At 63.1% G+C, this 13630-nt stretch carries 9 protein-coding genes; all 9 read right to left on the bottom strand.

Going from position 1 to position 13630, the window contains the following annotated elements; translation table 11 throughout:
• Positions 1 to 7: 7 nt before the first annotated feature.
• On the bottom strand, positions 8 to 2197 hold the full coding sequence (gene rpfC, locus PD885_RS09935; RefSeq protein ID WP_002806464.1) for a sensor histidine kinase RpfC: 2190 nt from the start codon (positions 2195 to 2197) through the stop codon (positions 8 to 10).
• Positions 2194 to 2682 (bottom strand): RpfH protein, encoded by a 489-nt coding sequence (locus tag PD885_RS09930; RefSeq protein ID WP_231895773.1) that lies wholly within the window; start codon positions 2680 to 2682, stop codon positions 2194 to 2196. The genes rpfC and PD885_RS09930 overlap by 4 nt, the downstream gene beginning before the upstream one ends.
• A gap of 151 nt (positions 2683 to 2833) precedes the next feature.
• Complete coding sequence (rpfG, locus tag PD885_RS09925; RefSeq protein WP_002806458.1) at positions 2834 to 3970, bottom strand: cyclic di-GMP phosphodiesterase response regulator RpfG; 1137 nt, start codon at positions 3968 to 3970, stop codon at positions 2834 to 2836.
• Positions 3971 to 4109: 139 nt separating this feature from the next.
• Positions 4110 to 5627, bottom strand: a complete 1518-nt coding sequence (gene lysS, locus PD885_RS09920; RefSeq protein ID WP_002806455.1) for a lysine--tRNA ligase — start codon at positions 5625 to 5627, stop codon at positions 4110 to 4112.
• 208 nt (positions 5628 to 5835) lie between these two features.
• Positions 5836 to 6961 (bottom strand): peptide chain release factor 2 gene (prfB, locus tag PD885_RS09915; protein ID WP_108780202.1). Its coding sequence is split into 2 segments (ribosomal slippage): positions 5836 to 6885 and positions 6887 to 6961, totalling 1125 coding nucleotides; the frame shifts between segments, so codons are not numbered across the junction.
• 277 nt (positions 6962 to 7238) lie between these two features.
• On the bottom strand, positions 7239 to 8978 hold the full coding sequence (recJ, locus tag PD885_RS09910; RefSeq protein ID WP_002806448.1) for a single-stranded-DNA-specific exonuclease RecJ: 1740 nt from the start codon (positions 8976 to 8978) through the stop codon (positions 7239 to 7241).
• Positions 8975 to 9895, bottom strand: coding sequence for a hypothetical protein (locus tag PD885_RS09905; RefSeq protein ID WP_002806444.1), 921 nt, complete (start codon positions 9893 to 9895; stop codon positions 8975 to 8977). Before PD885_RS09905 ends, recJ begins: the two co-directional genes overlap by 4 nt.
• 16 nt (positions 9896 to 9911) lie before the next feature.
• A complete protein-coding gene (gene greA / locus PD885_RS09900; RefSeq protein ID WP_172402120.1) occupies positions 9912 to 10376 on the bottom strand; it encodes a transcription elongation factor GreA in 465 nt (154 codons plus the stop codon).
• Between the two features lie 8 nt (positions 10377 to 10384).
• Positions 10385 to 13627 (bottom strand): carbamoyl-phosphate synthase large subunit, encoded by a 3243-nt coding sequence (gene carB, locus PD885_RS09895; protein WP_088056833.1) that lies wholly within the window; start codon positions 13625 to 13627, stop codon positions 10385 to 10387.
• Between the last annotated feature and the right edge of the window lie 3 nt (positions 13628 to 13630).

The following is a 13630-nucleotide window of genomic DNA, read 5'->3' as shown; positions in this document are numbered from 1 at the left end:
TGGGGGCTTATTCGCTACTCCGCGGGGAGCGCTCGCCGTGCCCGACACGCTGCATACGTACGTCAAGTGCGTCTTTTCCGGACGTCAATTGCTCGCGCAACGCAGACAGCTGCTGTCGCCATTCCGACTGCAATTGCCGGTCGGCCATGCGCATCAGCTCAGCGCCATTGGCAGCGACCTGGGCCAGGCCCAGGTTGCTGGCGACCCCACGCAGCGCATGCGCGCTTTCGCGCAACTGCTCCCAATTCGAACGAGTGCCGTCGCGCTCGATTGCGTCGATGCAGTTCTGCGCGTCTTCCAGGCATTGCCGCACGAATTGACGTTCGAACTCGTCGCCCATCCCGAGTGACGCCAGTTCATCAAGTACGCTGGAATCGAGCACACCGTCGAAGCCGGCGGGAATCTGCACGCTGGTCGCCGGCGTGGCCAGAGGCCGTGTGCTGAGGGCAAGATCCGCCAGGGTATCCAGCAGTTTGGCAGCCACCACCGGCTTGGCCAGAAACGCCCGTGCGCCCGCCTGTTCGCAACTGCGAATCGCTTCCGGCGTGACATCGGCGCTAAGCACGACCACCGGGGTGTACCGCATGCCGCTGGCCTGCATCACGCGCAAGTGCTTGAGCATGTCCAGTCCACTCATGCCCGGCATATGCAGATCCACGATCACCGCATCGAACTCCTCCTCGGCCATCGCATCCAGCACCTGTTCGCCGCCATTGACGCAAAGAACCTTGTGCCCGGCCTTTTCCAGCAGGCGCTGCAACACCATGCGATTGGCTTCGTGGTCGTCGGCCACCAGCATGCGCATGCTGCGCACGCGCGCGCGGTGACGCAGGAACGGGTTGGAGAAGGCAATGACGTTGGACGCCTCCAACTTGTCGGACGTGTCCAGCAGCGCACCGGTCGGCACACGCGCCAGCGCCGTCTTTGCCGTCTGCACCGGTTCACCGATTGCAATCGGTAGCTCGAACCAGAACACACTGCCGCCACACGGACTTTCCTTGAAGCCGATGCTGCCGCCCATCGCCTCGACCAGACCCTTGGCAATCGTGGTGCCCAGCCCGGTCCCTTCGTAACGACGCGACAAGCCGACATCAGCCTGCTCGAAGGCTTCGAACAGCCGCGGCCGCATGTCCATCGGCACGCCGATACCGGTATCTTCCACCACGAAGCGCAGCCGTACCGTCTTGCCCTTACCGCCGGACATCCTGGTGACCCGCAGCAGCACATGCCCGTATTCGGTGAACTTGACCGCATTGCCGAGGATATTCAGCAGCACCTGACGCAGATGGCTGGTATCGCCCTTGAGCAAATCCGGTACGTCGGTGCCGACCTGGGTGAAGTACTCCAGCCCCCGCGCCCTGGACTGCGGCTGCAGGATCATGTTGACCGAGTCGATCAGCTCGCACAGCGAGAAGTCGCGATGCTCGATGCGGATCTTGCCGGCCTCAATCGCCGAAATGTCCAGCACCTCTTCGACCAGCGACAGCAGCGTGCGCGAAGAAGCCTGGATGGTGTTGAGGCACTCCCTCTGCTCCGCGTCCAGACGCGTGGTCGCCAATACTTCGGTCATGCCCGACAGACCGTTGAGCGGCGTGCGGAACTCATGACTCATATTGGCCAGGAAGCGACTCTTGGCCTGGTTGGCATGCCGCGCCTCGCGCACCGCGCGCGTCATTGCGCGTAGCAACGAATCGAAGTAGAGCGGCACTGCGATCAGGCCCAGCCACAAGCCCCAACTCAAGTAGGGATTGGCCTTCCAATAGGGCGAAATCAGGATGGCGCTGAGGAAACACAGGCTGCCCATGGCAGTGGCGGCACGCAGGTAGTTGCTGCCGTAACGCAGCCCGTTACCGATAGTCACCCACATGCAGACCGCATACAGCGGCGACGCCGGTTCGCCCTGGATAGCCATGATCGCGCCGGTGCAGGTGTAATCCAGCAGCATGCCGATCAGTCGCCGCACATGCGACACCTGCGGCCGTACCAAAATTGCCACCATCAGGCCCAGCGACACCAGCAGCTCACCGACCAGAATGAACCAGGTGGCCATCAGCGTGTCGCCATGGGTGTGCTGATAGCGCCAGCCTAGGTAGGAAATAAACAATGTGGTGATGATGATACGGATCAGATTTTGCGCGTGTTCCGTATCCGCCCGCCCCGAGAGGCGCCGCTTTAACCGTGGCAATGGAGACTTCATAGGCGCCTCAGACGCGCGGTCGCGTCGCTGGATGAGGGATTTCGGCCGTGCGCTGACGCAGCGTCATCGCCCCCGACGGGATGCGGCGCGGCAGGAGCGTTGGCCTGTTCGCTTAGCAGGCGCAACAATGACATGGGAATGACGATCAGCGCACTCAACAGTGCGATCGCAAGCCCGAGCTGCTGTTGGCAATCGGCACTGTCGGCCAGGGTCATGCCGACGCTAGGTGCTGCCATGGCCATGGCCATGTGCAGGGTCTGGCGGTCGACGTGCAAGCCATCGCCGATCGTCACCCACAGCAGGAAGACAGACAGACAGGCCATGGGCGCACCCAGCCGGGTCATCGCCAGCGCAACCAGACCGTAGTCCGACTGCATCCCCAGCGTGCGACGCAGGTATAATTTTTTCGGCATGGCAACACTCCACACAACGATCAGCAGCGCCACCTTCTTGCCGATCGCGATCAGCCAGAACAGCTGATGCAATTGGTGTCGGAAGACCTGCCACTGGCTGGCAGACCGCACGCTGTACGCGACGATTACCAAGATCATCGCGATGCGTACCGACGCCTGGCCGTGCTCGCTGTCGGTACGCTTGGCGAGTTGATCACGCAGTTGACCACGCGCCAACCTCACCTCACACCCCGGGCCGCGCCGATGCGGTGGAGAACTCCCCGCAGATCTGATCCAGCTGCGCGCGGCCACGCAACAGCGCGTCCACACAGCGAGGGTCGAACAGGCGGCCGCGTTGTGCATACAGATAGGCCAGCGCGGCATCCATCGTCCAAGCCTCCTTGTACGGGCGCTGCGACAGCAGGGCGTCGAACACGTCGGCCACCGCCACGATGCGCGCTTCCAGCGGAATCGCTTCGCCGAACAAGCCGTCCGGATAGCCAGTGCCGTCGTAGCGCTCATGGTGACGCAGTGCAATCAACGCACCGACCTGGATAAAACGATTCTGGCTGCCGCTGAGCAGCTCATAGCCGATGCGGGGATGGCGCTTCATGATGCTCATCTCGTCTTCGGTGAGCTTGCCCGGCTTGAGCAGCACCGAATCGGGAATGGCGATCTTGCCCATGTCGTGCAGCGGCGCGGCCATCTCGATGATGCGCACTTCTTCTTCCGGCAGCCCCAGTTGCTCGGCGATCAGTCCAGCGACATGCGACATGCGCTCCAAAAACGCGTTGGTACCGGAGTCCCGATATTCGATCGCGCGCGCCAGCCGTGACAGCGTTTCGCGTTCGCGTTCTTCGACCTCGTTCATGCTGGCCAGCAGGCGCTGTTCCAACGACAGCGCGCGTTGCTTGACGCTCTCGCTCTGCTGACGTAGCTGCAACAGATTGGAGCAACGCGCGCGCAGTTCGCGCGGGCGGATCGGCTTGACCAGGAAATCGATCACACCGGCTTCCAATGCGGCCTGGCGAACCGGCTCGTCGCCGACGATAGTGATCAGGATGATCGGAATATCGCGGTGGCTGGGCAGACGGCGCAGACGGCGTGCGAACTCCAGACCATCCATGCCGGGCATGCGGTAGTCGAGCAGCAACAGGTCCACGCGCCCGGCTTCGCACCACGCCAGCGCGTCGAGCGGATCACCGAAGTCGTAGACCTTCAATTCCGGCGCAATGTCCTCGATGACATGGCGCAGCATCGTCCGCGCAGACATCTGGTCATCGACAATGACGATGTTCAATCCCAGATCCGCCTTTTCCGACCAGCTTTCCCATGTATCCGTCGACGAGACGCCGCCCGGAGTTCCTAAAACATCCTGCATAGCCGTTGCTCCTCTATCTCGAGAACGGAAAAGCGGTGATGCCGCCCCCTGTGCCGACTCCCCGAACAGTACGCTGTTCGCGGCTCTGTCCTAGCATATGCAGTAACTGTGCCTTCGGCACGCCGACAGCACAAAAAAGTCAGGCTTCCGGACGCATGTACGGGAACAGCAGGACGTCGCGTATCGAGGTGCTGCCGGTCAGCAGCATCACCAGACGGTCGATGCCAATACCCAAGCCGCCGGTCGGCGCCATGCCGTACTCCAACGCACGGATGTAGTCGGCGTCGTAATGCATCGCTTCGTCGTCGCCACCGTCCTTGGCCTGCACCTGCGCCTGGAAGCGCGCAGCCTGATCTTCGGGGTCATTGAGCTCGGAGAAGCCGTTGGCCAGCTCCTTGCCGTTGATGAAAAGCTCGAAGCGATCGGTGTAACCCGGCTCGGTGTCGCTGGAACGCGCTAATGGCGACACTTCGATCGGATGGTCGGTAATGAAGGTCGGTTGCACCAAGGTGTGTTCCACCGTGGCTTCGAAGATTTCCAGCAACAGCTTGCCCCAGCCGTACGACGGCTTGACCCGGATCTTCAGCCGTTCGCAATGCCGCAGCAGCGCCTCGCGATCGGTGCAATCGGCCGCGCTGATCTCCGGATTGTGATGCCGAACGGCCTCATCCATACGCCAGCGCCGGAAAGCCGGCGCCAGATCGATGTCGGCACCGTCCCAGCTCACCTGCGTGGTGCCGAGCACCGACTGTGCGGTGTCGCGGATCATCTGCTCGGTCAGCGCCATGATCTCGTAATAGGTGGCATACGCCTCGTAGAGCTCAAGCATGGTGAACTCGGGGTTGTGCCGGGTCGACACGCCTTCGTTTCGGAAATTGCGGTTGATTTCGTAGACGCGCTCCAGCCCACCAACGACCAGGCGCTTGAGATACAGCTCCGGGGCCACGCGCAGGTACAGATCCAGATCCAGCGCGTTGTGGTGGGTGGTGAACGGCTTGGCGGTGGCGCCGCCAGGGATGTAATGCATCATCGGCGTTTCCACTTCAAGGAAACGGCGCGCATCCAGCCAGGCGCGTATCGCACGGATAATCTTGGAGCGCTTGATGAAGACCTCGCGCGCTTCCGGGGTCACGATCAGATCGACATAGCGCTGGCGATAACGCTGCTCCACGTCCGACAACCCGTGCCACTTGTCCGGCAGCGGACGCAGCGACTTGGTCAGCAGCCGCAGCGCCGTGGCCTTGACCGACAGTTCGCCGGTCTTGGTGCGGGTCAAGCCACCCTCCACCGCCACGATGTCGCCCACATCCCACCCCTTGAACGCAACGTAGGCATCGCCGAGCACATTGCCCTGCAAGAACAGCTGCACGCGCCCGGATTCGTCCTGGATCTGCGCAAAGCTGGCCTTGCCCATCACCCGCTTGGCCATCAAACGGCCGGCCATCTTGACGGTGCGTCCGCTGGCTTCCAGCGCCTCGGGCGTCCAGGTCTCGGTATCGGCGAATTCGGTCTGCAAGTCGCCAGCGAAGTGTTCGCGTACGAAGTCGTTGGGATAGGCGATACCCAGGCCGCGCAACGCGCCCAGTTTCGCGCGACGCTCGGCGATGAGGCTGTTCTCGTCGGCGGGGATCTGCGTCGCGGGGGTCTGCTCGGTCATGGCGGGAATCGATCTGCTGTGGGTCGGGCGCGTGCCCGGTGGGGAATGAGGAACCGGCGTTGCCGGCCCCTGCTCTTACGATGGAACTGGGACGTGTAGGCGGTCAGCGGTATGCCTGATTGCCGCGCTGTCTGCAGCCTTTGCGAAGCCAGCATCGCCGCAGTGCGCTGCGCGACGTCGATGCAGACACCTCCACGTCGTGCTGCGATCAGGCATCCAGGCGTTTGGAACCCGCCGCCAGACCTGCTTTCAGGCTGGCCTCGACGAATTCGTCCAGATCGCCATCGAGCACTTTCTGCGTATCGCTGCGTTCGACACCGGTGCGCAGATCCTTGATGCGGCTCTGATCGAGCACGTAGTTACGGATCTGGCTGCCCCAACCAATGTCGGACTTGGTGGCTTCAAGCGCGTCGCGCTCGACGTTGCGCTTTTGCACTTCCAGTTCGTATAGCTTGGCGGCCAGCATTTTCATCGCATTGTCGCGGTTCTGGTGCTGACTACGCCCGGTCTGACAGGCGACCACGGTATTGGTCGGAATGTGCGTGATACGTACCGCCGACTCGGTCTTGTTGACGTGCTGGCCACCGGCGCCGGAGGAGCGATACACGTCGGTACGCAGATCGGCCGGATTGATGTCGATCTTGATGTTGTCGTCCACTTCCGGCGACACGAACACCGAGGTGAAACTGGTATGCCGGCGATTGTCCGAGTCGAATGGTGACTTGCGCACCAGCCGGTGCACGCCGATTTCGGTCTTCAACCAACCATAGGCGAACTCGCCTTCGACCCGGATCGTGGCCGACTTGATGCCCGCCACGTCGCCGCCGGACACTTCCATCAACTCGGTTTTCCAGCCGCGCGACTCGGCCCAGCGCAGATACATGCGCAGCAAAATCTCAGCCCAGTCCTGCGCTTCGGTGCCGCCCGCACCAGCCTGGATGTCGACAAACGCGTTTGCGCCGTCCATCTGGCCGGAGAACATACGCTGGAATTCCAGCTTTTCTACATGCGCCTGGTATGCATCCAGATCGGCGATCACCGCCACTGCGGTGTCTTCGTCCTGTTCGCTCTCGGCCAGTTCCAGCAGATCGCCCGCGTCAGCCAGACCAGCCAGCGCATCGGCAATGCCGATGACGGTCTTTTCCAACATGGAGCGCTCGCGACCCAGCGCCTGCGCGCGCTCGGCATCGTTCCACACCTCGGGACTTTCAAGCTCCCGGCCAACTTCCTCTAGACGTTCTTTCTTGACGTCGTAGTCAAAGATACCCCCTGAGCGAGAGCACGCGATCGCTGAGATCGGTGATGCGCTGGCGGATCAGATTGGTTTCGATCATGAAGGACTTCCGGGGAACGAGCGCGTTAGTTTAGCAAGCGCGCGGCGGAACGCGGTGGCGGCACTGTTAAGCCCGCCACTCTCAGCATCGCCGGCGCCTCGGCGTGGCCGGCAGCCGGGCGGAGCGGCGACAGATAGCGACCACTGCATGACACCTGGCCCGTGCCGGACAGCGGCAAGATGTTGCGTGGAAATTGCCGACGCTGGTGATCAAGGTCCTCACCTCACGCGGCCGATTGATCGCCAACTGCAAGCAACCCAACCCACCGACGCATCGATCAAGCACTCGCCATCGCCGGTTCGCAGTGCTCGACGATCAATTGCACCGCGGTGCCGCCGCGATAATCGTCGCTGACCAGACGATAGGCCAGCCTCACCATGCGTCCCGGTTCGCTGCCGCGCCAACCATTGAAGTGAATGGCGTTGAGCGGTTCGGCGCGACCGGGGCAACGCAGCGTCAACTTGAGGTGGCGTTCCTTGAGCACGCGACACTGCAGCACCTCGAAGTGGCCATCGAACAGCGGCTCGGGAAAGCCCTGCCCCCACGGTCCGGCCACCCGCAGCGCCTCGGCATGCACATGATCGAGTTCGTGCGCAGCCAGTTCGCCATCGCTATGCAATTCGGCATGCAGCAGCGAGGCATCCACCATGGTTTGCACTTGCGAACGGAACGCCTGTTCAAACGTGGCCAGCGCGGCATGATCCAGATTCAGGCCGGCCGCCATCGCGTGGCCGCCGAACTTCTGGATCACGCCGGGATGGCGCGCATCCACTGCGGCCAGCACATCGCGAATATGCAGGCCGGGAATCGACCGCGCCGAGCCGCGCAATTGGCTGCTGCCCGGCTCCGCTGGCGCCAGCGCGATCACTGGACGATGCAGCCGGTCCTTGAGTTTGGACGCCACCAGGCCGATCACGCCCGGATGCCATTCGGCATCGAACAGGCACGCGGCGATCGGCAGTTCGCCGTGGGCATCCAACATCACCTTGGTGACGGCTTGCTCGGCATCGTCGGTCATCAACTGCTGTACCGCGCGGCGCTCGGCGTTGATCTCTTCCAGGGTGCCGGCAATCGCGCGCGCCTGGCTCCAGTCGTCGCTGAGCAACAACTCGATTCCCAAAGCCATGTCTTCGAGCCGACCGGCCGCGTTGAGACGCGGACCAAGTGCGAACCCGATATCGCTGGCACATAAACGCGCCACGTCGCGACCGCTGGCATCGATCAAGGCACGCAGACCGATACACCCTTTGCCCTCGCGCAAGCGACGCAGACCAGCCGAAACCAGCGCACGGTTATTGGTGTCCAGCGGCACCAGATCGGCGACGGTGCCTACGGCAACCAGATCCAGCAACACCGACAGATCCGGTTCGGTACGCCCGGCAAATGCGCCGCGCGTGCGCAACACGCCGCGCAATGCCAGCAGCACGTAAAAGATCACGCCGACGCCGGCCAAAGACTTGCTCGGAAAAGGATCGTCGGCCAGATTCGGATCGACGATCGCATCGGCCGGCGGCAATACTTTGCCCGGCAGATGGTGGTCGGTGACCAGCACCGCCCAGCCACGCGCCTTGGCCGCGGCGACACCCGCATGACAGGCGATGCCGTGATCGACGGTGACCAGCACATCCGGCTGCAGCGCAGCCAGTTCGTCGACCAGTGCGGGCGACAGGCCATACCCGTGCACCATGCGATTGGGCACCGCGTGATGCACGTCCGGCGCGCCGAGCATGCGCAAACCGCGCACGCCGACCGCGCAGGCAGTTGCGCCATCGCAATCGAAATCTCCAACAATCAGGATGCGTCGCTGCTGTGCGATCGCATCGGCCAGCAAGTTGGCGGCAACGCCACTGTTGTGCAGCAGGTCCGGCGACAGCAACTGACCCAGCCGCGGTTGCGCGCCCTGCGCATCGGTGACACCGCGCGCAGCGTAAATGCGGCGCAGCAGCGGCAACATGGCATCGGGCCAGCTTCCTGCCTGCCCAGACGGGCGCCGGACGATCCGCGGGCTCGACGTCATTGCGCCAGCTGCAACCGCGGCTTGCGCCAGAACCGCCAGCGCTGCGCGTGCGTGAGCGACACGGTTTCGCCGTCCTGGAAATCCAGCACCAACCGATCCAGTTCGCCGCTTGCCATTGCCGCAAGCAGCGGTGCCATCGCGTCGTCGCTGAACTGCTGCAGCGAACGCAAATGACGCAGATCGACCAGCGCATCGACGCGTTGTTCGCGCTGCGCATCGGCACCGGCCGCCAAGGCCAGCGCACGCAATAGCGACTCGCGGCTACGCACCTGGCGATGTGGAGAAGTCACCGCATGCGGCAACACACCACCACCCCAGAACCACAGCGAATTGATCGCCGGTTTGCCGCTGGCAACGCGGCCCGCGTTCCAAGGATGCTGATGTAGCAGCACCTGCGCTTCGGTCAACAACGCACGCCAGCGCCGACCGAGATCGCCAGCGGGCAGATGCTCGAGCAAGTCATCGCCGATCGCAACATCCGGAGGGGCAAAGTCCGGCAGCTTGGCATCCGGCGACAGGCGCAGATACCAGCGCGACGGCGTCGGCGCATCCAGCAAAAACCCCGCATCGCCGAACATCGGCTTAAGGATTGGCAACAGCATCGCCATGTCTTCCGCCGTGGAGCCGAGCGCCTCGCCGTAGCCCATCAAGCGTGCGCCCTGCATATCCGGCACCACATAGGCCGGATCGGCACGCACCCAGGTTGCGCCGGCCGCATCGCCGGCATCCAGCTGACGGGTCAGTGCGGCGACCGGCCAATGCGCAGGCGTCAAAGTGAAATGGCGCTGCAATTGCGCCACTTCGCCAGCCTCCGCGCTGTGCTGCGCCGCGCGCGCAAGCGCACGCGCCACCACCGTGTTGCCCAATGTTCCGGATAGACGGCGCTTTTCCGGCAGCAGCAGCGTTGCAGTGGTCATCGGCCAATCGCGCCGATCAATCTAAATACGCGACGCTGACGACTTCGTATTCGCGCTGGCCGGCCGGTGCATCGATGGTGACCGAATCGCCTTCCAGCTTGCCGATCAACGCACGTGCCAGTGGCGAGGAAATCGCGATCAGGCCCATCTTAATGTCGGCTTCCAGATCGCCAACGATCTGGTAGCGTTTTTCCTCATCGGTCTCGGTATCGGCCAGCGTCACCGTCGCACCAAACACGATTTTGCTGCCGGCCGACAGCTTGGTGATGTCGATGATCTCGGCATGCGAGAGCTCGCCTTCCAGCTGCTTGATGCGGCCTTCGATAAAGCTTTGCTGCTCGCGCGCGGCGTGGTATTCGGCATTCTCCTTCAGATCGCCGTGCGCACGCGCTTCGGCGATCGCCGCGATCACTGCTGGACGCTTGACCGACTTCAACTGATCAAGTTCCTCGCGCAAACGTAGCGCGCCCTTCGACGTCATGGGTGCTCTCATGCTTCCAGCTCCTTGTGCAGTTCCTGCAGCGACCAGACGGGGCCGGTGCCGCGGAATTCCAGCGAATGCACCAGCGCCTTGGCGCCGGCGACAGTGGTCGAATAGGTCACGCGATGCTGCAGCGCTTCGCGCCGGATCGAGAACGAATCCGAGATGGCGGCGCGACCTTCAGTGGTGTTGACGATGTACACAATGTCGCCATTCTTGATCGAATCGACGATATGCGGGCGACCTTCGGCCACCTTGTTGACGATGTCGCAGGTCAGCCCGTTCTGCTGCAGCCAGGCGCCGGTGCCGCGGGTGGCAACCAGAGTGAAGCCACGCTCCACCAATGCCTGCGCCACCGGCAGCACGCGGTGCTTGTCCGGGTCACGTACCGACACGAATGCCTTGCCCACCGGCGGCGCCTTGATGCCACCGGCTTCCTGGGCCCGTGCAAACGCAGCGCTGAAGCTGCGGCCCACGCCCATCACTTCACCGGTGGAACGCATCTCCGGCCCAAGAATCGGGTCCACGCCCTGGAACTTGGCGAACGGGAAGATCGCCTCCTTCACCGAGTAGTAGTTCGGCACGATTTCCTTGGTGGCGCCCTGCTCGGCCAACGTCTTGCCGGCCATGCAGCGCGCGGCGATCTTGGCCAAGGGAATGCCGATCGCCTTGGAGACAAACGGCACGGTGCGCGAGGCGCGCGGATTTACTTCCAGCAGAAACACCACATCGTCGCCGGCCTCGTTGACCTGCACTGCGAACTGGGTGTTCATCAGGCCGACCACGTTCAATCCTTCGGCCAGCATCACCACCTGGCGGCGCAGCTCGGCCTGGGTCTTGGGCGAAAGCGAGTACGGCGGCAGCGAGCAGGACGAATCGCCCGAATGCACGCCGGCTTCTTCGATATGTTCCATCAGCCCGCCGATCAGCACCTTGCCGTCCTTGTCGGCAATGATGTCCACGTCCACTTCCACCGCGTTATCGAGGAAGCGATCCAGCAACACCGGCGAATCGTTGGAGACTTTGACCGCATCGCGCACATAGCGCGCCAGGTCGGATTCGCCATACACGATTTCCATCGCGCGGCCGCCCAGCACATAGCTCGGGCGCACCACCAGCGGGTAGCCGATTTCGCGCGCCAGCACCAACGCCTCTTCGGCATTGCGGGCGATGCGGTTCGGCGGCTGCTTCAGGCCCAATTTGTCGACCAGCTGCTGGAAACGCTCGCGGTCTTCGGCTAGATCGATCGAATCGGGAGAGGTGCCGATCACCGGCACGCCGTTGGCTTCCAGCGCACGCGCCAGTTTCAGCGGGGTCTGGCCGCCGTAATGCACGATCACGCCCTTGGGCTGCTCCAGCTCGACGATTTCCAGCACGTCTTCCAGCGTCAGCGGCTCGAAATACAGACGGTCGGAGGTGTCGTAATCGGTGGAGACGGTCTCCGGATTGCAGTTGACCATAATGGTTTCGTAACCGTCATCGCGCAGCGCTAGCGCCGCATGCACGCAGCAGTAATCGAACTCGATGCCCTGGCCGATACGGTTGGGGCCACCGCCGAGGATCATGATCTTGTCGCGATTGCTTGGCAGCGCTTCGCACTCGTCCTCGTAGGTCGAATACATATAGGCGGTGCTGGTGGCAAACTCGGCAGCGCACGAGTCCACGCGCTTGTAGACCGGGCGCACTTTCAGCGCGCGACGCAGCGTGCGTACCGACTCTTCGTTGGTGCCGGTCAGCTCGGCCAGACGCGCATCGGAGAAACCGGCGCGCTTGAGCGTACGCAGCCGCGCCGCATCCAGCGACGCCATGCCGTCGTGGGCCAGCTGCTGCTCGTGGCTAATCAGTTCTTCGATCTGATCCAGGAACCACGGATCGATGAACGACAGCGCGTAGACGTCGGCCACCGTCATCCCGGCGCGGAACGCATCGGCCACGTAGAACAGGCGCTCCGGGCCCGGTGCCTTGAGCTCGCGCTTGAGCGCGGCGATATCGTCTTCGCTACTCAGATCCAGGCCGGTCGGGTCCAGGCCGATCTTGCCGGTTTCCAGACCACGCAGCGCTTTCTGCAGCGATTCCTGGAAGGTGCGACCCATTGCCATCACCTCGCCCACCGACTTCATCTGCGTAGTCAAACGCGCATCGGCCTGCGGGAATTTCTCGAACGCAAAACGCGGAATCTTGGTGACCACGTAGTCGATCGACGGCTCGAACGAGGCCGGTGTCAGACCGCCGGTGATCTCGTTCTTCAATTCGTCCAGCGTGTAACCCACCGCCAGCTTGGCGGCGACCTTGGCGATCGGGAAGCCGGTGGCCTTGGACGCCAGCGCCGACGAACGCGACACGCGCGGATTCATTTCGATCACCACCACCCGGCCAGTGGTCGGGCTGATGCCGAACTGCACGTTGGAGCCGCCGGTATCCACACCAATCTTGCGCAATACCGCGATCGAGGCATCGCGCAGGCGCTGATATTCCTTGTCGGTAAGCGTCTGTGCCGGCGCCACGGTGATCGAGTCGCCGGTGTGCACGCCCATCGGGTCGAGGTTTTCGATCGCGCAGACGATGATGCAGTTGTCCGCGGTGTCGCGGACAACTTCCATCTCGAATTCCTTCCAGCCCAGCACCGACTCTTCCACCAGCACTTCGGTGGTCGGCGACAGCTCCAGGCCACGGCCGACGATCTCGATCAGCTCTTCGCGGTTGTAGGCGATGCCGCCGCCGCTGCCACCCAGGGTAAAGCTAGGGCGAATGATGGTCGGGTAGCCGACGCGGGTCTGGATATCCAGCGCTTCTTCCAGCGTGTGCGCCACTTCGGCCTTGGGGCAATCCAGGCCAATTTCGCCCATTGCCACGCGGAACAGCTCGCGATCTTCGGCCATGCGGATCGCTTGGCGCTTGGCGCCGATCAGCTCGACGTTGTACTTCTCCAGCACGCCGTGTTCGGCCAGATCCAGAGCGCAATTAAGCGCGGTCTGTCCGCCCATGGTCGGCAGCAGCGCATCGGGCTTTTCCTTGGCGATGATCTTCTCGACCGTCTGCCAGTTGATCGGCTCGATGTACACCGTATCGGCCATGTCCGGGTCGGTCATGATCGTGGCCGGATTGCTGTTGACCAGCACCACGTGATAGCCCTCGTCGCGCAGCGCCTTGCACGCCTGCGCGCCGGAGTAATCGAACTCGCAGGCTTGGCCGATGACAATCGGGCCTGCGCCGATGATGAGGATGGTCTTGAGATCACTGCGCTTGGGCATTTT

This window comes from Xanthomonas fragariae (assembly GCF_900183975.1).
GTDB classification, from domain to species: Bacteria; Pseudomonadota; Gammaproteobacteria; order Xanthomonadales; family Xanthomonadaceae; genus Xanthomonas; species Xanthomonas fragariae.
Note: the sequence above shows the minus strand (reverse complement) of the source record. Positions and strands in the feature narration are given on the sequence as shown.